Raw genomic sequence first — 23,441 nt, 5'->3', positions numbered from 1 at the left:
CGGGTCGAAGAACGACGTGCTGGTGCCGGTGGCTTCGCGGGAGGCGGCGTACGGGGTGGTCGCGCGGGTGCTGCCGGGGGTGGACCTGGCCGGGCCTCGTCGGCGGACTCCGCTCCTCGAACGCCGGCGGGGCTGAATGTGCCGGGCGGGGTCCCGCGACGCCGTGGAGGTGAGGGCCGGTTGTCAGAGGCCGCAAGTAGGCTGATGCCATGGCCGACCCTTCCAGCTACCGCCCCAGACCGGGACAGATCCCCGACTCCCCGGGGGTCTACCGATTCCGCGACGAGCACCGCCGGGTGATCTACGTCGGGAAGGCCAAGAGCCTGCGCCAGCGACTGGCCAGCTACTTCCAGGACGTCGCGGGCCTGCACCCGCGCACCGCCACGATGGTGACCACCGCCGCGTCCGTCGAGTGGACGGTGGTCTCCACCGAGGTCGAGGCGCTCCAGCTGGAGTACTCCTGGATCAAGGAGTACGACCCCCGGTTCAACGTCAAGTACCGCGACGACAAGAGCTACCCCTCGCTCGCCGTCACGCTCAACGAGCAGTACCCCCGCGTCCAGGTGATGCGCGGCCCGAAGAAGAAGGGCGTGCGCTACTTCGGGCCGTACGGGCACGCGTGGGCCATCCGCGAGACCGTCGACCTGATGCTGCGGGTGTTCCCCGTACGCACCTGCTCGGCCGGGGTCTTCAAGCGGTCCGCGCAGATCGGCCGCCCCTGCCTGCTCGGCTACATCGGCAAGTGCTCCGCGCCCTGCGTGGGCCGGGTCACCCCCGAGGAGCACCGGGAACTGGCCGAGGACTTCTGCGACTTCATGGCCGGGCGCACCGGCACCTACCTCACCCGCCTCGAAGGCGAGATGCGGGTGGCGGCCGAGGACATGGAGTACGAGAAGGCCGCCCGGCTCCGCGACGACATCGGGGCCCTGCGGCGGGCCATGGAGAAGAACGCGGTGGTGCTCGCCGACGCCACCGACGCCGACCTGATCGCGGTCGCCGAGGACGAGCTGGAGGCCGCCGTCCAGATCTTCCACGTCCGCGGTGGACGGGTGCGCGGCCAGCGCGGCTGGATCACCGACAAGGTCGAGGCCGTCGACACGGCCGGGCTCGTCGAGCACGCCCTCCAGCAGCTGTACGGGGAGGAGCGGGGCGAGGCCGTGCCCAAGGAGGTGCTGGTCCCGGCCCTGCCCGAGGACGCCCCCGCCGTGGCCGAGTGGCTCGGCGGCCGCCGCGGCTCCCAGGTCAGCCTGCGCATCCCGCAGCGCGGCGACAAGAAGTCCCTGATGGAGACCGTCCACCGCAACGCCCAGCAGTCCCTGGCCCTGCACAAGACCAAGCGCGCGGGTGACCTGACCACGCGCTCCCGGGCGCTGGAGGAGATCGCCGGGGCACTGGACCTGGACACCGCCCCGCTGCGCATCGAGTGCTTCGACATCTCGCACCTCCAGGGCGACGACGTGGTGGCCTCCATGGTGGTCTTCGAGGACGGCCTGCCCCGCAAGAGCGAGTACCGCCGCTTCGAGATCAAGGGCTTCGAGGGGCAGGACGACGTCCGCTCCATGCACGAGGTGGTCTCCCGCCGCTTCCGCCGCTACCTGCGCGAGAAGCTCCGGACGGGGGAGTGGTCGCCCGAGGAGGGTGCGGTCGTCGACGGCCTCGACGGCGGCCCCGTGGGCGGCGAGGTCCCGGCGGAGACGGATGACGGCCGCCCGAAGCGTTTCGCCTACCCGCCCCAGCTCGTTGTGGTGGACGGCGGCCAGCCGCAGGTCGCCGCCGCCCAGCGGGCCCTGGCCGAGCTGGGCATCGACGACGTCGCCGTGTGCGGCCTGGCCAAGCGGCTGGAGGAGGTGTGGCTGCCCGGCGAGAGCGACCCGGTGGTGCTGCCGCGCACCAGCGAGGGGCTCTACCTGCTCCAGCGGGTACGTGACGAAGCCCACCGCTTCGCCATCCAGTACCAGCGCGGCAAGCGGGCCAAGCGGCTGAAAGCCGGGCCGCTGGACGACGTACCCGGCCTGGGGGAGAGCCGCAGGCTGGCGCTGATCAAGCACTTCGGTTCGGTGAAGAAGCTGAGACAGGCGACAATCGACCAGATCTGCGAGGTCCCGGGCATAGGCCGCAAGACGGCCGAGACCGTGGCCGTGGCCCTCGCCCAGGCGGCTCCCGCCGCTCCGGCCGTCAACACGGCCACAGGAGAGATCATTGAGGACGAGGCCCCCGCGCCCGCGGGAGCACCGTCCGAACGGGGGAGCGAGCAATGACCGAGCACGCAGCAGAGCGCGACCGAGACGGAGTACAGGTGAGTACGGGCACGACAGTGGAGCCCGGCGATACCGCCGAGGCGGCCATCCCCGAGCTGGTGATCATCTCCGGCATGTCCGGAGCCGGCCGCAGTACGGCGGCCAAGTGCCTGGAGGACCTGGGCTGGTTCGTCGTCGACAACCTGCCCCCGGCGCTGATCCCGACCATGGTGGAGCTGGGAGCCCGCTCGCAGGGCAACGTGGCGCGCATCGCCGTCGTCGTCGACGTCCGCGGCCGCCAGTTCTTCGACGCGCTGCGCGAGTCGCTCTCCGACCTCGAAGCGCGCGGGGTGACCCGGCGCATCGTGTTCCTGGAGTCCTCCGACGACGCGCTGGTGCGCCGCTTCGAATCGGTCCGCCGCCCGCACCCGCTCCAGGGCGACGGCCGCATCGTCGACGGCATCGCCGCCGAGCGCGACCTGCTGCGCGAGCTGCGCGGCGACGCCGACCTGGTCATCGACACCTCCAGCCTCAACGTGCACGAACTGCGCGCCAAGATGGACGCCCAGTTCGCGGGCGACGAGGAGCCCGAGCTGCGGGCCACCGTCATGTCCTTCGGCTACAAGTACGGCCTGCCCGTCGACGCCGACCTCGTCGTGGACTGCCGCTTCATCCCGAACCCGCACTGGGTCCCGGAGCTGCGCCCCTTCACCGGGCTCAACGAAGAGGTCTCGGGCTACGTCTTCAGCCAGCCCGGCGCCAAGGAGTTCCTCGACCGCTACACCGAGCTGCTCCAGCTCATCGCCACCGGCTACCGCCGCGAGGGCAAGCGGTACGTGACGATCGCGGTCGGCTGCACCGGCGGCAAGCACCGCAGCGTGGCCATGTCCGAGAAGCTTGCCGCCCGCCTCGCCTCCGAGGGAGTAGAGACCGTCGTCGTCCACCGGGACATGGGGCGCGAGTGACCGGACGGAGCCTGCGGCTGCGCCGCCTGCGCCGGCTGACGGCGGGCCGGGGCGGCAACGGCGCCCCGGCCGCCGAGCTGCGGCGCGGCGCCGCCCCCGAGGCGGTCGCACCCAAGGTCGTCGCCCTCGGCGGCGGCATGGGCCTGTCCGCCTCCCTCGCCGCGCTGCGCCGGATCACCGGCGACCTCACGGCCGTGGTCACCGTCGCCGACGACGGGGGCTCCAGCGGCCGGCTGCGCGAGGAGCTGGGCGTCCTGCCGCCCGGCGACCTGCGCAAGGCGCTGGCCGCGCTGTGCGGGGACGACGAATGGGGCCAGACCTGGTCCCGGGTCATCCAGCACCGCTTCGAGTCCCGCGGTGACCTGCACGGGCACGCGGTCGGCAACCTGCTGATCGTCGCCCTGTGGGAGAAGCTCGGCGACCCGGTGCAGGCCCTGGACCTCGTCGGCAAGCTGCTCGGCGCGCACGGCCGGGTGCTGCCGATGTCGGCCGTGCCCCTGGAGCTCCAGGCGCTGGTGCGCGGCCACGACCCGGCCCGCCCGGACGACGTGGACACCGTCCGCGGCCAGGCCACGGTGGCGCTGACCCCGGGCGAGGTGCAGTCCGTACAGCTGGTGCCGAGCGACCCGCCGGCCGTGCCGGAGGCCGTCGCCGCGGTCCTGGACGCCGACTGGGTGGTGCTCGGCCCGGGCTCCTGGTTCTCCTCGGTGATCCCGCACCTCCTGGTGCCGGAACTGCTCGACGCACTGGTCCAGACGAAGGCCCGGCGGATCCTCTCGCTGAACCTCGCGCCGCAACCCGGTGAAACAGAGGGGTTCTCTCCGCAGCGTCATTTGGAGGTTTTGGCCCGACACGCCCCTAAACTCGCCCTGGACGTGGTGCTGGCCGACGAGGCCGCCGTGCCCGACCGCGAGTCACTCTCCGATGCCGCGAAACGGTTCGGTGCCGCGGTCGAGCTGGCGCCGGTGGCCAGGCCCGACGGGACTCCGAAGCACGATCCGGAGCTGTTGGCCGCCGCGTACGACCGTATTTTTCGGATGCATGGAAGGATCGGCCCATGGCGATGACGCCCGCGGTGAAGGATGAGATCGCCCGGCTGCCCGTCACCCGTACCTGCTGCCGGAAGGCGGAGGTCTCGGCGATCCTCCGGTTCGCGGGCGGGCTGCACCTGGTGAGCGGCCGCATCGTCATCGAGGCGGAGCTGGACGCGGGGATCGCGGCGAGGCGGCTGCGCAAGGACATCCTGGAGATCTTCGGCCACTCCTCGGACCTGGTGATCATGGCCCCCGGCGGGCTGCGCCGCGGCAACCGGTACGTCGTCCGGGTCGTCGCCGGCGGTGACCAGCTGGCGCGCCAGACCGGGCTCGTCGACGGCCGCGGCCGCCCGATCCGGGGGCTCCCCCCGCAGGTGGTCTCCGGTGCGACCTGCGACGCGGAGGCCGCCTGGCGCGGTGCCTTCCTGGCCCACGGCTCGCTCACCGAACCGGGCCGGTCCTCCTCCCTGGAGGTCACCTGCCCCGGTCCGGAGGCCGCCCTGGCCCTGGTGGGCGCCGCCCGCAGGCTCTCCATCGCCGCCAAGGCGCGCGAGGTGCGCGGGGTGGACCGGGTGGTGGTCCGCGACGGCGACGCGATCGGCGCCCTGCTGACCCGCCTCGGCGCCCACGACTCGGTGCTGGCCTGGGAGGAGCGCCGGATGCGGCGCGAGGTGCGCGCCACCGCCAACCGGCTCGCCAACTTCGACGACGCCAACCTGCGCCGCTCGGCCCGGGCCGCGGTGGCCGCGGGAGCCCGCGTCCAGCGCGCCCTGGAGATCCTCGCCGACGAGGTCCCCGAGCACCTGGCGGCGGCCGGGCGCCTGCGCATGGAGCACAAGCAGGCCTCCCTGGAGGAACTGGGCGCGCTCGCCGACCCGCCGCTGACCAAGGACGCGGTCGCCGGCCGGATCCGGCGGCTGCTGGCGATGGCCGACAAGCGGGCCCAGGACCTCGGCATCCCGGGCACCGAGTCGAACCTCACCGAGGCCGAGGAGATGGCCGACAACCTGGTCGGCTGACCGGGCCGATCCGCCGCGGCCCCGGCCGCACCGTCCGTCCTCGGCCGAAAGGGGCCCGCACGTGATCACGTGCGGGCCCCTTTCGGCGTTTCCCATTGACATGGGCATGTGAGGGTCGTGAGCCTGTCGTGCGAACTCTTTCGTGGCAGACGACGCCCAGGGGGGCACATGAGGCACCGCGCGAGATCGATCCTCGCCGCAAGCGCACTCGTCTTCGGTTCACTCGCCGCCGTACCGGTCGCGGCGCAGGCCCAGAACGGATCCGCGGCAGGACCGGCCGCCGACGAAGTCCGGGTCTACGACGCCGACATCACCAAGGAGCAGGTGCCCCTGGTCCTCGCCGCGGGCCAGGACGCCCACGAGCTGACCGCGCAGGCACCGGACCGGGGCACCGCCCGGGTCGAGCTGTTCCTCACCACCGCGCAGGCCGGCGAACTCGGCGCCCAGGGCGTCAGGCTCGCCGAGCGCAAGGTCCCGGCCAAGGCCGCCGCGCGCGCCAAGGCGGCCGGCGACGGGGTCTTCCGCCCCTACAGCGGCAAGGGCGGTCTCCAGGAGGAGATCGTCTCGACCGGCCAGAGCCATCCCGGCCTCACCAAAGTCGTCTCCATCGGCAAGACCGTGGAGGGCAAGGACATCCTCGCCCTCAAGCTCACCAAGAACGCCCGGCAGGCCAAGGACGGTTCCAAGCCCTCGGTCCTGTACATGTCCAACCAGCACGCCCGCGAGTGGATCACCCCCGAGATGACCCGGCGGCTGATGCACCACTACCTGGACAACTACGGCAAGGACCAGCGCATCACGCAGCTGGTCGACTCCACCGAGATGTGGTTCGTCCTGTCCGCCAACCCGGACGGCTACGACTTCACCCACGCCCCCGACGGCGACCGGCTGTGGCGCAAGAACATGCGCGACAACAACGGCGACGGCAAGCACACCGCCCTCGACGGCGTCGACCTCAACCGCAACTTCCCCTACAAATGGGGCTACGACAACGAGGGCTCCTCGGCCAACCCGTCGAGCGAGACCTACCGCGGCCCGAAGGCGGAGTCCGAGCCCGAGACCGCGGCGCTGGACGCCTTCGAGAAGCGCATCGGCTTCGAGTACGCCGTCAACTACCACTCCGCCGCCGAGCTGCTGCTCTACGGCGTGGGCTGGCAGGTCGCCACCCCGACCCCCGACGACGTGGCCTACAAGGCACTCGCCGGCACCCCGGAGCACTCCGCGATCCCCGGGTACTACCCGCAGGTCTCCTCGGAGCTGTACACCACCAACGGCGAGGCGGACGGCCACGCGGGCAACGTCAACGGCGTCATGATGTTCACGCCGGAGATGACCACCTGCCAGACCGCCTCCGACAGCGTCCCGGACGACCAGTGGAAGTCCGAGGACTGCGCCTCCGGCTTCAACTTCCCGGACGACGAGAAGCTCGTCCAGGCGGAGTTCCAGAAGAACGTCCCCTTCGCGCTCTCGGTCGCCCAGTCCGCCGCGCACCCGGACAAGCCGGTCTCCTCGGTGGGCCTGAGCGCCGCCGACTTCACGACGGACCCCTTCACCACCTCCTACGCCGCCCGCGGCGAGGACCAGAAGGTCTCCGTCACCGCCCGCAAGGCGCTGAAGGACAAGGAACTCAACTACCGGATCAACGGCGGCCGCGTCCACGACGAGGACCTCAAGGCCTGGAAGGGCGGCGAGACCTACGGCGGCGACGACAACAACTGGTACGACCAGTACCGCGCCGCGGTGGAAGGCGCGCGGCCCGGGGACAAGGTCGAGGTCTGGTTCACCGGCCGTGACGGATCCAAGCGGGTCTCCAGCGAGCACTTCACCTACAGCGTGGCCGAGCGGCCCCGCGCCGACGTCCTGGTGATCGCGGAGGAAGGGGCCAAGGCCCAGCAGGCCCAGACGTACGTGGACGCGCTGCGCGCCAACGGACGCTCCGCCGCCGTCTGGGACGTCGCCACCCAGGGCGCCCCGCACCACCTCGGGGTGCTCTCCCACTTCGGCACGGCCGTCCACTACACGGGCGCCCAGGCTCCCGGCGGCCCCACCCAGCTGGCGGTCCGCGACTTCCTGAACGAGGGCGGCAAGCTGATCGAGGCCGGTGAACTGGCCGGCGGCGACGCCAAGGTCGGCCGCGCGGTCACCGACGACTTCAGCCAGTACTACCTCGGCGCCTACGACCGCAGCACCGGCACGGGCGCGACCGGCTTCACCGGCGCGGGCGCGCTCGGCGGAGCCAAGGGAACGCTCGGCGGCGCCCCCGGCAACCCGCTGGACCGGCCCGGCGCCTACAGCGTCACCTCCGACACCCTGGCCGCCGCGCAGTTCCCGCAGTTCAAGAGCGCCCAGGCGGGCCTGTACGACGGCATCGTCAATCCCTACGCCCCCTACGCCGGGTCCTGGATGGCCTCGGCCGTCCACAACGACAACGACTGGAAGCGCCTGGTCCGCACGGTCGACCTGACCGGGGTCAGCGCCGCCGACCGGCCCACCCTCAAGATGGCCCTGAACTGGGACACCGAGCCGGGCTACGACCACGCCGTCCTGGAGGCCCACACCACGGGCGCCGAGGACTGGACCACCCTGCCCGAGGCGGGCGGCCAGAGCGGCACGGCCGTCCCGGCGGAGTGCGCGGGCGGCTTCTTCATCAACGGCCACCCCTTCCTGCGCCACTACCTCACCCTCGCGTCCGGCGGCTGCACCGCCGAGGGCAGCAGCGGCGCGTGGAACAGCTTCACCGGCTCCTCCGGCGGCTGGAAGCAGGTCTCCTTCGACCTGAGCGCGTACGCGGGCAGGACCGTCGAGGTCTCGCTCTCCTCCATCACCGACCCGGGCAGCGGCGGCCGCGGGGTCTTCGCGGACGAGGCGCGGCTGTCCGTCGGCGGCGCCGACCAGGCGGCCGAGGGCTTCGAGACCTCGCTCGGGGCGTGGACGGCGCAGGGCGCACCTGCCGGAAGTCCCGATGTTCCGGGCGATTGGTCCCGCTCCGGGGAGCTGTTCAAGTCCTACGCGGCGGTCACTACGCGTGACACCGTGCTCCTCGGCTTCGGCCTGGAACACCTGCCGGCCGCGAAGGACCGAGCGGTACTCGTCGGTAAGGCGCTCCGCTCGCTGAAGCACTGACCTGCGGACCCCCCTCCCCTCACGCTGAGTGAGGGGGGACGAAGTGCCCGACGGCCCGTACCGCAGCGTGTGGTACGGGCCGCCGGGGCGTGTCAGGCCCCTTCCGATGTCACCCCCAAGCTCACGGAGAGGTAGGGTCATAAGCGGTCGGGGACATCCCATACAGCTCGCCGGCGGACAGGCCGGCGCACCAACGAGGAGATCGGTTCGTGACGATCCGCGTAGGCATCAATGGTTTTGGCCGAATTGGCCGCAACTACTTCCGGGCGCTCCTGGAGCAGGGAGCGGACATCGAGATCGTCGGTGTCAACGACCTGACTGACAACGCGACCCTGGTGCACCTGCTCAAGTACGACACCATCCTGGGCCGCCTCAAGGCCGAGGTCTCCCACACCGACGACACCATCACGGTCGGTGGCAACACCTTCAAGACCTTCGCCGAGCGCGACCCCGCGAACCTCCCCTGGGGCGAGCTGGGCGCCGACATCGTCATCGAGTCGACCGGCATCTTCACGAAGAAGGCCGACGCCGCCAAGCACATCGCCGCGGGCGCGAAGAAGGTCCTCATCTCGGCTCCGGCCAAGGACGAGGACATCACGATCGTGATGGGCGTCAACCAGGAGAAGTACGACGCGGCCAACCACCACGTCATCTCCAACGCCTCCTGCACCACCAACTGCGTGGCGCCGATGGCCAAGGTCCTGCTGGAGAACTTCGGCATCGTCAAGGGCATGATGACGACGGTCCACGCGTACACGAACGACCAGCGCATCCTGGACTTCCCGCACTCGGACCTGCGCCGCGCCCGCGCCGCCGCCGAGAACATCATCCCGACCACCACCGGTGCCGCCAAGGCCACCGCGCTGGTCATCCCGGAGCTGGCCGGCAAGCTCGACGGCATCGCGATGCGCGTCCCGGTCCCGACCGGTTCCGTGACCGACCTGGTGATCGAGCTGGAGCGCGAGACCACGAAGGAAGAGGTCAACGCCGCCTTCCTGAAGGCCTCCCAGGGCCAGCTGAAGGGCATCCTCGACTACACCGAGGACGCGATCGTCTCCTCCGACATCGTGAACTGGCCGTTCTCCTGCACCTTCGACTCTTCCCTCACCATGGTCCAGGGCAAGAGCGTCAAGGTCATCGGCTGGTACGACAACGAGTGGGGTTACTCCAACCGTCTCGTCGACCTCACCGTCTTCGTCGGCGGCCAGCTCTAATCTTCAGGGCAGGCACCGCGATGTGAAGCATCAGGGCTCGGGCAGCGCGATGAAGCGCTGTGCGGGCCCTGTTGCTTGCCTCGTACCTCTCGCTCCGCACAGGCGAAAGCCATGTATGGGGATAAGGAGTAGAAATACACATGAAGACGATCGACGAACTTCTCGCCGAGGGCGTCTCCGGCAAGCGGGTCTTCGTCCGCGCCGACCTGAACGTGCCGCTCGCCGGCACCGAGATCACCGACGACGGCCGCATCCGCGCCGTCCAGCCGACGATCGCGAAGCTCGCCGCCGCCGGCGCCCGCGTCATCGTCGCGTCCCACCTCGGCCGCCCCAAGGGCGCGCCGGACCCGGCCTTCTCGCTGGCCCCCGCCGCAGCCCGGCTCGGTGAGCTGCTCGGCCAGGACGTGGCCTTCGCGACCGACACCGTCGGCGCCTCCGCCAAGGAGACGGTCGCCGCCCTCGCCGACGGCCAGGTCGCCGTCATCGAGAACCTGCGCTTCAACGCCGGTGAGACCGCGAAGGACGACGCCGAGCGCGGCGCCTTCGCGGACCGGCTCGCGGAGCTGGCCGACGTCTACGTCGGCGACGGCTTCGGCGCCGTCCACCGCAAGCACGCCTCGGTCTTCGACCTGCCCGCGCGCCTCCCGCACGCGGCCGGCTACCTGATCGCGACCGAGGTCGCCGTCCTGAAGAAGCTGACCACGGACGTCCAGCGCCCGTACACGGTGATCCTCGGCGGCGCCAAGGTCTCCGACAAGCTCGCCGTCATCGACGAGCTCCTCGGCAAGGCCGACCGCCTGCTCATCGGCGGCGGCATGGCCTACACCTTCCTCAAGGCCCAGGGCCACGAGGTCGGCATCTCCCTCCTCCAGGAGGACCAGATCCCGGTGGTGCTGGAGTACATGGAGCGCGCGGAGAAGAACGGCGTCGAGCTGGTCCTGCCGGTGGACGTACTCGTCTCCACGGACTTCCCCGACCTCAAGACCAAGGCCCCGGCCACCTTCGAGGTCGTCGACGCGGACAAGATCCCCGCGGACCAGGAGGGCCTGGACATCGGCCCCAAGAGCCGCGAGCTGTTCGCCTCGAAGATCGTCGACGCCGAGACCGTCTTCTGGAACGGTCCGGTCGGCGTCGCCGAGCACCCCGACTACGCAGGCGGCACCGCCGCCGTCGCGCAGGCCCTGCTCGACAGCAAGGGCTTCACCGTGGTCGGCGGCGGCGACTCCGCCGCGGCCGTCCGCAACCTGGGCTTCGACGAGACGAAGTTCGGCCACATCTCGACCGGTGGCGGCGCGTCCCTCGAATACCTCGAGGGCAAGACGCTTCCCGGCATCGCCGCTCTGGAGGTCTGACCCCGTATGACCACGCGCACCCCGCTCATGGCCGGCAACTGGAAGATGAACCTCAATCACCTCGAGGCCATCGCGCACACCCAGAAGCTCGCCTTCGCGCTCACCGACAAGGACTACGACGCCGTCGAGGTCGCGGTTCTGCCGCCCTTCGTCGACCTGCGGTCGGTCCAGACCCTGGTCGACGGCGACAAGCTGAAGATCAAGTACGGCGCCCAGGACATCTCGGCGCACGAGTCCGGCGCGTACACCGGGGAGATCTCCGGCGCGATGCTCGCGAAGCTCAAGTGCACCTTCGTGGCCGTCGGCCACAGCGAGCGCCGCCAGTACCACGGCGAGAGCGACGAGCTCTGCAACGCCAAGGTCAAGGCCGCCTACGCGAACGGGCTCACCCCGATCCTGTGCGTCGGCGAGGGCCTGGAGGTCCGCAAGGCCGGTCAGCAGGTCGAGTACACCCTCGCCCAGCTCGACGGCGGCCTCGCGGGCATCCCGGCGGAGCAGGTCGAGTCCATCGTCATCGCGTACGAGCCCGTCTGGGCGATCGGCACCGGTGAGGTCGCCACCCCCGAGGACGCGCAGGAGGTCTGCGGGGCGATCCGCACCCGCCTCGCGGAGCTGTACTCGCAGGAGCTGGCCGACAAGGTCCGCATCCAGTACGGCGGCTCCGTCAAGTCCGGCAACATCGCCGCGATCATGGCGCAGCCCGACGTCGACGGCGCCCTGATCGGCGGCGCGGCCCTGGACGCCGACGAGTTCGTCAAGATCGTCCGCTTCCGCGACCAGTGAGCACCTTGATCGTCGCAGCGAGTATGCGCTAGGACGGATCCGTCGTACCCTTGCGGGGGCCGGAGGCTGGAGCGACAGTCACCGGCCCCCGTCGGGGTTCACAGCACACCAGGGAATGTCAGAAAGTAGGAATCAGCCGTGATTATGGGGTTCTCGATCGCCCTGGTCGTCTTCAGCCTGCTGCTGATGCTCCTGGTGCTGATGCACAAGGGCAAGGGCGGCGGCCTCTCCGACATGTTCGGTGGCGGCATGCAGTCCTCCGTCGGCGGCTCCTCGGTCGCCGAGCGCAACCTCGACCGCATCACGATGGTGATCGGCCTGCTCTGGTTCGCGTGCATCGTCGCGCTCGGTCTGCTGATGAAGTCGCAGGGCAACTGAACGATCCGGCCCTTTCGGCGGTCAGGCAGGCTCCACCCGATCTATCATGAGGTCCGCGCCCCTACTCCGGAAGTAGTAACTCCGGTCACTGGACGCGCGTTGGGCCTTACGTAGACTGGGGCGCCCGCAGCGGAATTCCATTCACGCTTCGCGGCACCATCACGCAGGGAGTTACGACCGTGGCAAGTGGCAACGCGATCCGTGGAAGTCGGGTCGGAGCGGGGCCGATGGGCGAGGCCGAGCGCGGCGAGTCCGCGCCCCGCCTGCGCATCTCCTTCTGGTGCTCGAACGGGCACGAGACGCAGCCCAGCTTCGCCAGCGACGCGCAGGTGCCGGACACCTGGGACTGCCCGCGCTGCGGGTTCCCCGCGGGCCAGGACCGGGACAGCCCTCCGGCGCCCCCGCGCACCGAGCCGTACAAGACGCACCTGGCGTACGTACGGGAGCGGCGCACGGACGCGGACGGCGAGGCGATCCTCGCCGAGGCCCTCGCCAAGCTGCGCGGCGAGATCTGAGCCGCACCACCCCACGACATCGGGCCCGGCCCGCGGAAGATCTTCTTCCGCGGGCCGGGCCCCTTTGTGTCAGTTGTCCGGCCCGGCTTCCGATCCCTTAGGTTGGAGTACGGCGGGGCACAACAGGACGGAAGAAGTGGGTTGATGTCCGAGATGAACGCAGACGGACGTACGAGGCTCCACCGGACGCCGGAGTGGCTGGCACTCGGCAAGCACCGGGAAGAGCTGGGGCAGACGCATCTGCGGGAGCTGTTCGAATCCGACCCGGGCCGCGGCACCGGCTACACCCTGCGGGCCGGCGACCTGCACATCGATTACTCCAAGCACCTCGTGACCGACGAGACGCTCCGGCTGCTGCGCGAACTGGCGGCGGCCACCGGCGTGGAGCAGCTGCGCGAGCGCATGTTCCGCGGCGAGAAGATCAACACGACCGAGGACCGCGCGGTCCTGCACACCGCGCTGCGCGCCGCGCCGCAGGACGTCGTCGAGGTCGACGGGGAGAACGTCGTCCCCGCCGTCCACGCGGTCCTGGCCAAGATGGGTAACTTCGCCGACCGCGTCAGGTCGGGGGAGTGGCTCGGCGCCACCGGCAAGCGCATCAAGAACGTCGTCAACATCGGCATCGGCGGTTCCGACCTCGGCCCGGCCATGGCGTACGAGGCGCTGCGCGCCTTCGCCGACCGGCAGCTGAACCTGCGCTTCGTCTCCAACGTGGACGGCGCCGACCTGCACGAGGCGCTCCAGGGCCTGGACCCGGCCGAGACCCTCTTCATCGTCGCCTCGAAGACCTTCACCACCATCGAGACCATCACCAACGCCACCTCGGCGCGGGCCTGGCTGCTCGCGGGCCTCGGCGGCGACGAGAGCGCCGTGGCACGGCACTTCGTCGCCCTGTCGACCAACGCCGAGAAGGTCACCGGCTTCGGCATCGACCCGGAGAACATGTTCGAGTTCTGGGACTGGGTCGGCGGGCGCTACTCCTTCGACTCGGCCATCGGCCTCTCGCTGATGATCGCGATCGGTCCGGACGCCTTCGGCGAGATGCTCCAGGGCTTCCGTACGATGGACCAGCACTTCCGCACGGCCCCGCCGGAGCAGAACGCCCCGCTCCTGATGGGCCTGTTGGGGATCTGGTACGGCAACTTCCACGACGCGCAGGCGCACGCGGTGCTCCCGTACAGCCACTACCTCTCGCGCTTCACCGCGTACTTGCAGCAGCTGGACATGGAGTCCAACGGCAAGTCGGTGGACCGCCAGGGCGAGCCGGTGGACTGGCAGACCGGTCCCGTGGTGTGGGGCACGCCCGGCACCAACGGGCAGCACGCCTACTACCAGTTGCTCCATCAGGGCACGAAGCTGATCCCGGCGGACTTCATCGGCTTCGCCCGCCCGGTGCCGACGCTCTCCCCGGATCTCGCCGCGCAGCACGACCTGCTGATGGCGAACTTCTTCGCGCAGACGCAGGCGCTGGCCTTCGGCAAGACCCCGGACGAGGTCCGCGCGGAGGGCGTCGCCGAAGACCTCGTCCCGCACAAGACCTTCCGCGGGAACCACCCGACGACCACGATCCTGGCGCAGGACCTGTCCCCGTCGGTCCTCGGGCAGCTGATCGCGCTCTACGAGCACAAGGTGTTCGTCCAGGGCGCGGTGTGGAACATCGACTCCTTCGACCAGTGGGGCGTGGAGCTGGGCAAGGTCCTGGCCAAGCGGATCGAGCCCGCCCTCGTGGAGGGCGCGGAGGTGCCCGGCCTGGACGCCTCCACGCGGGCCCTGGTGGCCACGTACCGCGAGCTGCGCGGCCGCTGACCCCCGCGGGGTCCCGCAGGGGCCGTACGGACGCGAGAGCGCCCCGCACCGGACGGTGCGGGGCGCTCGGCGTGTGCGCGGGGTGTCTCAGGCGGAGGCCGGGGGGTACAGCGCGGGGGGCAGCTTCGCGGCGGCCGCCCGGTCGAGCAGCCACAGGGTGCGCGCGCGCCCGTACGCGGCGGCGGCCGGGGCCTGGACCTCGCCCGCCCCGCCGAGCGCGACGGCCACCGCGCCCGCCTTGTCCTCGCCGGCCGCGAGCAGCCACACCTCGCGGGCGGCCCGGATGGCCGGGAGGGTGAGGGAGATCCGGGTCGGCGGCGGCTTGGGCGCGCCGTGCACGCCGACCACCGTGCGCTCGGTCTCGCGGGCGGCGGGGTGTTCCGGGAAGAGGGACGCCACGTGCGTGTCCGGGCCCACGCCCAGCATCAGCACGTCGAACCGGGGCACGGGGCCGTGGTCCTCGGGAGCGGCGGCCTCGCGCAGCTCCAGCGCGTAGGCCGCGGCGGCCGCGTCCACGTCCGATCCGTGGGGACCGTCGGAGGCGGGCATGACGTGCACGCGCGCGGGGTCGACGGGGACGGCGTCCAGCAGGGCGGCGCGGGCCTGGGTGTGGTTGCGCTCGGGGTCGTCGGCCGGGACGTAGCGCTCGTCGCCCCACCACAGGTCCAGCCGGCCCCAGTCGACCGCGTCCCGGGCGGGCGCGGCGGCGAGGGCGGCCAGCAGGCCGTTGCCGTTGCGGCCGCCGGTCAGGACGACCGACGCGCTGCCGCGGGCGGCCTGGGCGTCGACGATCTTCGTGATCAGCCGGGCCGCCGCGGCCTGCGCCATCAGTTCCTTGTCCCGGTGGACGACGACCTGAGGAGTCGTCATGCCCATGCTGGTGCCGCCTTCTTGGTCGGGTGAGGGGGTGCGGTGTCGGGGGAGTGCGGAGCGTGCGGTGGAACGGGCGCGGCGCCGTACGCGCCCCCGTGCGGGGGATGCGTACGGCGCCGCGCCGCGCTCACTTGGCCGCGGACTTCTTCGCCGCGGCCGGTGCGGCCGAGCCCGGCTTGGCCGGGCGCTTGGCCGCGGACTTCGCCGCCGGAGCCTTCGCGGTGGCTTCGGCCGCGGGCGCCGCGGGGGCGTCCTGCGGAACCTCGGCAGACCCGTGGTCCAGGCCGTGCACGCCGAACTTCAGCGCGGACTCGTAGGTGTTGTCCGGGTCCAGCCGGCGCAGCTCCTCCGCCAGCAGCTCGGCCGTGTCGCGGCGCTTGAGCGCCACCGCGCGGTCGGGCTGCCCCGGCATGCACAGCGTCGCCAGCGAGCCGTCCGCCCGGTCCAGGACGATGCCGCCGTCCTTGGTCGCCAGGCGTACGGCCGTCAGGCCCGGGCCCTCGGAGTGGGTGCGCTTGACGGGGACCTGGAGGCGGTCCGCCAGCCACATGGCCAGCAGCTCGCAGCTCGGGTTCTCGTCCTCGCCCTCGACCGTCGCCGACACGATCCGCAGGGCCTTCTGCTGGTCGAGCGCGGCCGCGAGCATCGAGCGCCACGGCGTGATCCGGGTCCAGGACAGGTCCGTGTCGCCGGGCGCGTAGGCGGCCGCCCGGGTGGCGAGGGCCCCGATGGGCTCCTCGGACGCGTAGGTGTCCGTGATCCGGCGCTGGCCCAGGGCCCCCAGCGGGTCGCCCGCCAGGTCCGGCGGCGCGCCCTGCGGCCACCACACGACCACCGGGGCGTCCGGCAGCAGCAGCGGGAGGACCACCGACTGCGCGTGGTCCACCAGCTCGCCGTGCAGCCGCAGCACCACCGTCTCGCCCGTGCCGGAGTCAGCCCCGACGCGGATCTCCGCGTCGAGCCGGGCGTCGCGGCGGCTGCGGGGCGAACGGCTGACCCGCTTGATCACGACGATGATCCGCGAGGGGTGCTCGTGGGCCGCGTCGTTCGCCGACTTGAGCGCGTCGTACGCGTTCTCCTCGTCGGTCACGATCACCAGCGTCAGGACCATGCCGATCGCGGGCGTGCCGATGTCCCGGCGCGCCTGCACCAACGCGGCGTTGATCTTGCTGGAGGTGGTCTCCGTGAGGTCGATCTTCATGGCCGGCGCCAGCTCCGTCCGTCTCGTGCGAGCATCTCGTCCGCCTCGACCGGTCCCCAGGTGCCCGAGGGGTACTGCGCGGGCTTGCCGTGCTTGTCCCAGTACTCCTCGATCGGGTCGAGGATGTTCCAGGACAGCTCGACCTCCTGGTGGCGCGGGAAGAGGTTGGCGTCACCCAGGAGCACGTCCAGGATCAGCCGCTCGTACGCCTCCGGGCTCGACTCCGTGAAGGACTCGCCGTAGGCGAAGTCCATCGTCACGTCCCGGACCTCCATGGAGGTGCCCGGAACCTTGGAGCCGAAGCGCACCGTCACGCCCTCGTCCGGCTGGACCCGGATGACCAGGGCGTTCTGCCCCAGCTCCTCGGTCGCGCCCGACTCGAACGGCAGGTACGGGGCCCGCTTGAAGACGACCGCGATCTCCGTCACCCGGCGGCCCAGGCGCTTGCCCGTCCGCAGGTAGAACGGCACGCCCGCCCAGCGGCGGTTGTTGATCTCCAGGCGGATGGCGGCGTAGGTGTCGGTCTTCGACTTGGGGTCGATGCCGTCCTCTTCGAGGTAGCCGACGACCTTCTCGCCGCCCTGCCACGCGGCCGAGTACTGGCCGCGCACGGTGTGCTTGCCCAGGTCCTCGGGCAGCTCGACGGCCGTGAGCACCTTGAGCTTCTCCGCCACCAGCGCCTTCGGGTGGAAGGAGCCGGGCTCCTCCATCGCGGTCAGCGCGAGCAGCTGGAGCAGGTGGTTCTGGATGACGTCGCGCGCGGCGCCGATGCCGTCGTAGTACCCGGCCCGGCCGCCGATGCCGATGTCCTCGGCCATGGTGATCTGCACGTGGTCGACGTACGACCGGTTCCAGATCGGCTCGAACATCGTGTTCGCGAAGCGGAGCGCCAGGATGTTCTGGACGGTCTCCTTGCCGAGGTAGTGGTCGATCCGGAAGACCTCGTTGGGCGGGAAGACGTCGTGCACCAGCTGGTTGAGCTCCTGGGCACTGGTCAGGTCGTGACCGAACGGCTTCTCGATGACGGCGCGCCGCCAGGAGCCCTCCTTCTGATCCGCCAGCCCGTGCTTCTTGAGCTGGGCGACGACCTTCGGGAAGAACTTGGGCGGGACGGAGAGGTAGAAGGCGAAATTGCCGCCCGTGCCCTGCGCCTTGTCCAGTTCCTCGATCGTCGACTTCAGCGTCTCGAACGCCTCGTCGTCGTCGAAGTCGCCCTGGACGAACCGGCAGCCCTGCACCAGCTGCTGCCAGACCTCCTCACGGAAGGGCGTGCGGGCGTGCTCCTTGACCGCGTCGTGCACCTCCTGTGCGAAATCCTCGTCCTGCCACTCGCGCCGGGCGAAGCCGATCAGCGAGAAACCCGGCGGCAGCAGGCCGCGGTTCGCCAGGTCGTAGACGGCGGGCATCAGCTTCTTGCGCGACAGGTCACCCGTAACGCCGAAAATGACCAGGCCGGACGGCCCCGCGATGCGCGGGAGCCGCCGGTCCTGTGCGTCACGAAGCGGGTTCGCTCCGTTCACAGACAAAGTGTTCAGGCCTCCGTGGGTGCGAGGCGCTCAAGCTCCGCCTCGGTCGACTTCAGCAGGTCGTTCCAGGACGCCTCGAACTTCTCGACGCCCTCGTCTTCGAGTAGCTGCACCACATCGTCGTACGAGATGCCCAGCTTCGCGACCGCGGCCAGCTCGGCGCGCGCCTGGTCGTAGGTGCCGCGGATGGTGTCGCCGGTGACCTCGCCGTGGTCGGCGGTGGCCTCCAGGGTGGCCTCCGGCATGGTGTTGACCGTGCCGGGGGCGACCAGGTCCACCACGTACAGGGTGTCCTTGTACGCCGGGTCCTTGACGCCGGTCGAGGCCCACAGCGGACGCTGCTTGTTGGCGTGCGCCTTGTCCAGGGCCGCCCAGCGCTCGGAGGAGAAGACCTCCTCGTAGGCCTCGTAGGCCAGACGGGCGTTCGCGAGCGCCGCCTTGCCCTTGAGGGCCTTGGCCTCGTCGGTGCCGATGGCGTCGAGGCGCTTGTCGATCTCCGAGTCCACGCGGGACACGAAGAAGGAGGCCACCGAGTGGATCTTGGAGAGGTCCAGGCCCGCGGCCTTGGCCTTCTCCAGACCCGCCACGTAGGCGTCCATGACCTGGCGGTAGCGCTCCAGCGAGAAGATCAGCGTGACGTTGACGCTGATGCCCCGGCCGATGACCTCGGTGATCGCGGGCAGGCCGCCCATGGTCGCCGGGATCTTGATGAGCGTGTTCGGGCGGTCCACCAGCCAGGCCAGCTGCTTGGCCTCGGCGGTGGTCGCCTTGGTGTTGTGGGCCAGGCGCGGGTCGACCTCGATCGAGACCCGGCCGTCCTGGCCGTCGGTGGCGTCGAAGACCGGCCGCAGGATGTCGGCGGCGTCGCGGACGTCCGCCGTCGTGATCATCCGGATGGCTTCCTCGACGGTCACCTTGCGGGCGGCGAGGTCCGAGAGCTGCTGGTCGTAACCGTCGCCCTGGCTGATGGCCTTCTGGAAGATCGACGGGTTGGTGGTGACACCGACCACGTGCTGCTGGTCGATCAGCTCGGCCAGGTTGCCGGACGTGATGCGCTTGCGGGACAGGTCGTCCAGCCAGATCGCCACGCCCTCGTCGGAGAGGCGCTTGAGTGCGTCTGTCATGGGATTGCATCTCCTACTTGTGTTGTACGGGCGTCAGCGCGCGGCGGCGGCGATCGATTCCCGGGCGGCCGCGGTCACGGCCTCGGGGGTGAAGCCGAACTCGCGGAACAGCACCTTCGCGTCGGCCGAGGCACCGAAGTGCTCCAGCGAGACGATCCGGCCCGCGTCGCCCACGTAACGGTGCCAGGTCAGGCCGATGCCGGCCTCGACGGCGACGCGCGCCTTCACCGAGGGAGGCAGCACACTGTCCTTGTACTCCTGGTCCTGCTCTTCAAACCACTCGACGCAGGGCATCGAGACCACACGGGCCGGGACGCCCTCGGCCTGCAGCGCCTCGCGCGCGGCGACGGCGAGCTGGACCTCGGAACCGGTGCCGATGAGGACGACCTCGGCGGGACCGCCCTCGGCCTCGAAGAGCACGTAGCCGCCCTTGACGGCGTCCTCGTTGCGGTCGTACGTCGGCACGCCCTGGCGGGTCAGCGCCAGACCGTGCGGCGCGCCCTTGCCGTACACCTTGGTGTGGCGGCGCAGGATCTCGCGCCAGGCGATGGCGGTCTCGTTCGCGTCGGCCGGGCGGACCACGTTCAGGCCCGGGATCGCGCGCAGCGCGGCGACGTGCTCGACCGGCTGGTGCGTCGGGCCGTCCTCGCCGAGGCCGATGGAGTCGTGCGTCCACACGTAGGTCACCGGCAGGTGCATCAGCGCGGACAGGCGCACGGCGTTGCGCATGTAGTCGGAGAACACCAGGAAGGTGCCGCCGTAGACACGCGTGTGGCCGTGCAGGGTGATGCCGTTCATGGCCGCGGCCATGGCGTGCTCGCGGATGCCGAAGTGGATGGTGCGGCCGTACGGGTCGGCCTCCGGCAGCGGGTTGCCCACCGGCAGGAACGAGGAGTCCTTGTCGATGGTGGTGTTGTTCGAACCCGCGAGGTCGGCCGAGCCGCCCCACAGCTCCGGGATGACCGCGCCGAGCGCCCCGAGGACCTTGCCCGAAGCGGCGCGGGTGGCGACGCTCTTGCCGGTCTCGAAGACGGGGATCTCGTCTTCCCAGCCGGCGGGCAGCTCGTTGGCCTGGATGCGGTCGAACTCGGCGGCGCGCTCCGGGTTGGCGGTGCGCCAGGCGGAGAAGTCCTTCTCCCAGGCGGCCCGGGCGTCGCGGCCGCGGTCCAGCGCCTTGCGGGTGTGCGCGATGACCGCGTCGGAGACCTCGAAGGTCTGCTCCGGGTCGAAGCCGAGGACGCGCTTGGTCGCGGCGACCTCGTCGTCGCCGAGGGCCGAGCCGTGCGCGGCCTCGGTGCCCTGGGCGTCCGGGGCCGGCCAGGCGATGATCGAGCGCAGCGCGATGAAGGACGGGCGCTGCGTCTCGGCGCGGGCCGCTTCCAGGGCCGCGTACAGCGCCGCGGGGTCGAGGTCGCCGTCCTCCTTCGGGGCGACGCGCTGGACGTGCCAGCCGTACGCCTCGTACCGCTTGAGGGTGTCCTCGGAGACGGCCGTCTCGGTGTCGCCCTCGATGGAGATGTGGTTGTCGTCCCACAGCAGCACGAGGTTGCCGAGCTTCTGGTGGCCGGCCAGCGAGGAGGCCTCCGCGGAGATGCCCTCCTGGAGGCAGCCGTCGCCCGCGATCGCGTAGACCATGTGGTCGAACGGGGAGGTGCCGGGGGCGGCCTCCGGGTCGAACAGGCCGCGCTCGTAGCGGGCGGCCATCGCCATGCCCACGGCGTTCGCCACGCCCTGGCCGAGCGGGCCGGTCGTGGTCTCGACGCCCGCGGTGTGCCCGTACTCGGGGTGGCCGGGGGTCTTGGAACCCCAGGTGCGGAACGCCTTGAGGTCGTCCAGCTCCAGACCGAAACCGGCCAGGTAGAGCTGGGTGTACAGGGTGAGGGACGAGTGCCCCGCGGAGAGCACGAAACGGTCCCGGCCGACCCAGTCGGGGTCCGACGGGTCGTGCCGCATCACCTTCTGGAAGAGGGTGTAGGCGGCGGGGGCCAGGCTCATGGCCGTCCCGGGGTGGCCGTTCCCGACCTTCTGCACCGCGTCAGCGGCGAGGATGCGGGCCGTGTCAACGGCGCGCTGGTCCAGTTCGGTCCACTCGAGCTCTGTGGTCGTCGGCTTGGTGCTCACCGTGGGTCAGGGCTCCTCTCCACATGTCGAATCCCGGTGACGTACCGTGCACCGGCGCGATTCCGAGCCTACCCCCGCGGCGGCGTGCAGCTATTCGAGTGCCACCACGCCGTCACCACCTTGGCACGTCCCCCGGGCCCGCCGGGTTCACCGCGATCGGCCCAACACGGAGCGACCCCCGCGCGGGGCGACACAAGGGCAACGTCTACAGTGGCGTGGTACGCGCAAGTCTTCACCGGGCCTTCCCGCCCGGAGCTTGCTGGGAGTCTCTGTCAGGGGTGTGCGTGACGGCCGTCGAATCCCGTCCAGCGGGGGTGCTCGGTACCTCATCCGGTCACCGGCCGTTCGGGGCCCGGGCCATGGCCTTCGTGGCGCTGACCAAGCCGCGGATCATCGAGCTGCTGCTCATCACGACCGTGCCGGTGATGTTCCTCGCCGAGCAGGGCGTGCCGTCGCTGTGGCTGGTCCTGGTGACCTGCTTCGGCGGGTACCTGTCCGCGGGCGGCGCGAACGCGCTGAACATGTACATCGACCGCGACATCGACGCGCTGATGGACCGGACCGCGCAGCGGCCGCTGGTGACCGGCATGGTCAGCCCGCGCGAATGCCTGGTCTTCGGCATCTCGCTCGGGGTGGTCTCCACCCTGTTCTTCGGACTGCTCGTCAACTGGCTGTCCGCCGCGCTGTCGCTCGGTGCGCTCCTCTTCTACGTCGTGGTCTACACGATGCTGCTGAAGCGGCGCACCTCGCAGAACATCGTGTGGGGCGGGATCGCGGGCTGCATGCCGGTGCTCATCGGCTGGTCGGCGGTCAAGAACGAGGTCTCGTGGGCCGCCGTCATCCTCTTCCTCGTCATCTTCTTCTGGACGCCGCCGCACTACTGGCCGCTGTCGATGAAGGTGAAGGACGACTACGCGCGGGTCGGCGTGCCGATGCTGCCGGTGGTCGCGGGCAACCGGGTCGTGGCGCGGCAGATCGTCCTCTACAGCTGGGTGATGGTGGCGGTCTCGCTGCTGCTGACCCCGCTGGGCTACACGGGCTGGTTCTACACCTCCGTGGCGCTGCTGGCCGGCGGCTGGTGGCTGTGGGAGGCGCACGCGCTGCACGCCCGGGCCAAGTCCGGCGTGACGGGCGCGAAGCTCAAGGAGATGCGGCTGTTCCACTGGTCGATCACCTATGTGTCGCTGCTGTTCGTGGCGGTGGCCGTGGATCCCTTCCTCCGCTGATTACTCGCCGGTAGCATGCCAGTCATGGCAGATACCGCAGCAGTCACTCCCGAGGCCACCGGCGACAAGAAGCGGGCCCGTACCGCGGCGAAGCTGGCCAAGCAGATCGGCGCCTTCGCGGCGGCCCACGGCGGCGCCGAGGGCCAGCTCGCCTACATCGGACAGGCGGGCACCCGGATCGTGCTCGTCGGCACCGACGGCGGCTGGGGCGACCTGGTGGCCCCCGACCACGCCTGCGCCGAGCTCGCGGCGCAGCAGGCCGGCCTGACGCTCCAGGACGCCTTCGACGGCGAGATGGCGGCGCGGGTGCGGACGGGTCCGTACGAGTGGACCCGGATGGCGGGCCTCCAACTGGGCGGCCCGAAGAACCCCCCGGTGCGGGGCGCTGCCGCTGAGCCGGAGCCGGTGGCTGAGCCGGTGGCCGCGGCCGAGCCGAAGCCGGTGGCTCCCGCTGCCGCGGCTCCCGCAGCCGCGAAGCCGACCGCTGAGCCTGCGGCTCCCGCTGCCGAGCCGAAGCCTGTGGCCTCCTCGGCCCCCGCTGCCGCGGCGCCTGCTGCGGCGAAGCCGGCCGCCGAGCCTGCGGCTTCCGCCGCCGAGCCGAAGACGGCCGCGGCCCCCGCTGCGGCGAAGCCGGACGCCGAGCCTGCGGCTTCCGCTGCCCCCGCTGTCGCCGAGCCGAAGCCGGCGGCCTCCTCGGCCCCCGCTGCCGCGGTGCCTGCTGCCGCGAAGGCAGATGCCGAGCCTGCGGCTTCCGCCGCCGAGCCGAAGCCGGCGGAGGCCCCGTCCTCCGCGGCCGCGGCGTCTGCGCCTGCCGGTGCCGAGGCGAAGCCGGCCGCGGTCCCGGAGGTCGCCGAGCCGAAGGCGGCGGCTACCGAGGCCCCCGCGCCGAAGGCTGCCGCTGTCGCCGAACCGAAGGAAGCGGCTTCCCCGGCCCCCGCCGCGGC

The 23,441-nt window shown here is 71.2% G+C and carries 17 protein-coding genes and 1 pseudogene; 13 read left to right on the top strand and 5 right to left on the bottom strand.

The window, feature by feature from the left end; genetic code table 11:
• Window positions 1-209: 209 nt before the first annotated feature.
• From uvrC to pgi, 11 genes are all read left to right on the top strand, one after another.
• Complete coding sequence (uvrC, locus tag ABZY31_RS14385) at window positions 210-2,258, top strand: excinuclease ABC subunit UvrC (RefSeq protein WP_356409276.1); 2,049 nt, start codon at window positions 210-212, stop codon at window positions 2,256-2,258.
• Window positions 2,255-3,202 carry an RNase adapter RapZ gene (gene rapZ, locus ABZY31_RS14380; RefSeq protein WP_356409273.1) on the top strand — a complete coding sequence of 316 codons (948 nt, stop codon included), beginning with the start codon at window positions 2,255-2,257 and terminating at the stop codon, window positions 3,200-3,202. Before uvrC ends, rapZ begins: the two co-directional genes overlap by 4 nt.
• Window positions 3,199-4,269: a uridine diphosphate-N-acetylglucosamine-binding protein YvcK gene (gene yvcK / locus ABZY31_RS14375; RefSeq protein WP_356409270.1), complete on the top strand. Its 1,071-nt coding sequence runs from the start codon at window positions 3,199-3,201 to the stop codon at window positions 4,267-4,269. Before rapZ ends, yvcK begins: the two co-directional genes overlap by 4 nt.
• Window positions 4,260-5,255, top strand: a complete 996-nt coding sequence (gene whiA / locus ABZY31_RS14370) for a DNA-binding protein WhiA (protein WP_330329807.1) — start codon at window positions 4,260-4,262, stop codon at window positions 5,253-5,255. The genes yvcK and whiA overlap by 10 nt, the downstream gene beginning before the upstream one ends.
• 168 nt (window positions 5,256-5,423) lie before the next feature.
• Entirely contained in the window at window positions 5,424-8,378 is a 2,955-nt protein-coding gene (locus ABZY31_RS14365) for a M14 family zinc carboxypeptidase (RefSeq protein WP_356409268.1), read from the top strand.
• Window positions 8,379-8,587: 209 nt separating this feature from the next.
• Window positions 8,588-9,592: a type I glyceraldehyde-3-phosphate dehydrogenase gene (gap, locus tag ABZY31_RS14360; RefSeq protein ID WP_351046250.1), complete on the top strand. Its 1,005-nt coding sequence runs from the start codon at window positions 8,588-8,590 to the stop codon at window positions 9,590-9,592.
• A 140-nt stretch (window positions 9,593-9,732) separates the two neighbouring features.
• A complete protein-coding gene (locus tag ABZY31_RS14355; protein ID WP_356409265.1) occupies window positions 9,733-10,944 on the top strand; it encodes a phosphoglycerate kinase in 1,212 nt (403 codons plus the stop codon).
• 6 nt (window positions 10,945-10,950) lie between these two features.
• On the top strand, window positions 10,951-11,727 hold the full coding sequence (gene tpiA / locus ABZY31_RS14350; protein ID WP_356409262.1) for a triose-phosphate isomerase: 777 nt from the start codon (window positions 10,951-10,953) through the stop codon (window positions 11,725-11,727).
• Between the two features lie 138 nt (window positions 11,728-11,865).
• Window positions 11,866-12,105, top strand: a complete 240-nt coding sequence (secG, locus tag ABZY31_RS14345) for a preprotein translocase subunit SecG (RefSeq protein WP_356409259.1) — start codon at window positions 11,866-11,868, stop codon at window positions 12,103-12,105.
• A 179-nt stretch (window positions 12,106-12,284) separates the two neighbouring features.
• Entirely contained in the window at window positions 12,285-12,620 is a 336-nt protein-coding gene (locus ABZY31_RS14340; RefSeq protein ID WP_008741068.1) for an RNA polymerase-binding protein RbpA, read from the top strand.
• A 153-nt stretch (window positions 12,621-12,773) separates the two neighbouring features.
• On the top strand, window positions 12,774-14,426 hold the full coding sequence (gene pgi, locus ABZY31_RS14335; protein WP_356409292.1) for a glucose-6-phosphate isomerase: 1,653 nt from the start codon (window positions 12,774-12,776) through the stop codon (window positions 14,424-14,426).
• 87 nt (window positions 14,427-14,513) lie between these two features.
• On the opposite strand, the gene pgl is transcribed toward pgi, so the two are convergent.
• The 5 genes from pgl to tkt all read right to left on the bottom strand — a co-directional run bounded on the left by pgl (window position 14,514) and on the right by tkt (window position 21,271).
• Window positions 14,514-15,296, bottom strand: a complete 783-nt coding sequence (gene pgl, locus ABZY31_RS14330) for a 6-phosphogluconolactonase (protein WP_356409256.1) — start codon at window positions 15,294-15,296, stop codon at window positions 14,514-14,516.
• 130 nt (window positions 15,297-15,426) lie between these two features.
• Window positions 15,427-16,500: a glucose-6-phosphate dehydrogenase assembly protein OpcA gene (gene opcA / locus ABZY31_RS14325; protein ID WP_356409253.1), complete on the bottom strand. Its 1,074-nt coding sequence runs from the start codon at window positions 16,498-16,500 to the stop codon at window positions 15,427-15,429.
• Window positions 16,497-18,020 carry a glucose-6-phosphate dehydrogenase gene (gene zwf, locus ABZY31_RS14320; protein WP_356409250.1) on the bottom strand — a complete coding sequence of 508 codons (1,524 nt, stop codon included), beginning with the start codon at window positions 18,018-18,020 and terminating at the stop codon, window positions 16,497-16,499. The genes opcA and zwf overlap by 4 nt, the downstream gene beginning before the upstream one ends.
• Before the next feature lie 11 nt (window positions 18,021-18,031).
• Complete coding sequence (tal, locus tag ABZY31_RS14315; protein ID WP_356409247.1) at window positions 18,032-19,150, bottom strand: transaldolase; 1,119 nt, start codon at window positions 19,148-19,150, stop codon at window positions 18,032-18,034.
• A gap of 33 nt (window positions 19,151-19,183) precedes the next feature.
• A complete protein-coding gene (tkt, locus tag ABZY31_RS14310) occupies window positions 19,184-21,271 on the bottom strand; it encodes a transketolase (protein ID WP_356409245.1) in 2,088 nt (695 codons plus the stop codon).
• A gap of 284 nt (window positions 21,272-21,555) precedes the next feature.
• On the opposite strand from tkt, the gene ABZY31_RS14305 reads away from it, so the two are divergent.
• Both ABZY31_RS14305 and ABZY31_RS14300 read left to right on the top strand, forming a co-directional pair.
• Window positions 21,556-22,497 (top strand): heme o synthase, encoded by a 942-nt coding sequence (locus ABZY31_RS14305; protein ID WP_356409243.1) that lies wholly within the window; start codon window positions 21,556-21,558, stop codon window positions 22,495-22,497.
• A gap of 24 nt (window positions 22,498-22,521) precedes the next feature.
• A pseudogene (locus ABZY31_RS14300) lies at window positions 22,522-22,866 on the top strand (hypothetical protein); the annotation flags it as partial.
• Between the last annotated feature and the right edge of the window lie 575 nt (window positions 22,867-23,441).

The organism is Streptomyces sp. NPDC006529, from assembly GCF_040611795.1.
Taxonomy (GTDB): Bacteria; Actinomycetota; Actinomycetes; order Streptomycetales; family Streptomycetaceae; genus Streptomyces.
Note: the sequence above shows the minus strand (reverse complement) of the source record. Positions and strands in the feature narration are given on the sequence as shown.

Bases quoted from the DNA above. Each gene is read 5' to 3' on its own strand.
- ABZY31_RS14355 (WP_356409265.1), top strand. From the start codon at position 9,733: ATGAAGACGATCGACGAACTTCTCGCCGAGGGCGTCTCCGGCAAGCGG.
- rapZ (WP_356409273.1), top strand. From the start codon at position 2,255: ATGACCGAGCACGCAGCAGAGCGCGACCGAGACGGAGTACAGGTGAGT.
- ABZY31_RS14365 (WP_356409268.1), top strand. From the start codon at position 5,424: ATGAGGCACCGCGCGAGATCGATCCTCGCCGCAAGCGCACTCGTCTTC.
- tal (WP_356409247.1), bottom strand. From the start codon at position 19,150: ATGACAGACGCACTCAAGCGCCTCTCCGACGAGGGCGTGGCGATCTGG.
- uvrC (WP_356409276.1), top strand. From the start codon at position 210: ATGGCCGACCCTTCCAGCTACCGCCCCAGACCGGGACAGATCCCCGAC.
- pgl (WP_356409256.1), bottom strand. From the start codon at position 15,296: ATGACGACTCCTCAGGTCGTCGTCCACCGGGACAAGGAACTGATGGCG.
- whiA (WP_330329807.1), top strand. From the start codon at position 4,260: ATGGCGATGACGCCCGCGGTGAAGGATGAGATCGCCCGGCTGCCCGTC.
- pgi (WP_356409292.1), top strand. From the start codon at position 12,774: ATGAACGCAGACGGACGTACGAGGCTCCACCGGACGCCGGAGTGGCTG.
- opcA (WP_356409253.1), bottom strand. From the start codon at position 16,500: ATGAAGATCGACCTCACGGAGACCACCTCCAGCAAGATCAACGCCGCG.
- tpiA (WP_356409262.1), top strand. From the start codon at position 10,951: ATGACCACGCGCACCCCGCTCATGGCCGGCAACTGGAAGATGAACCTC.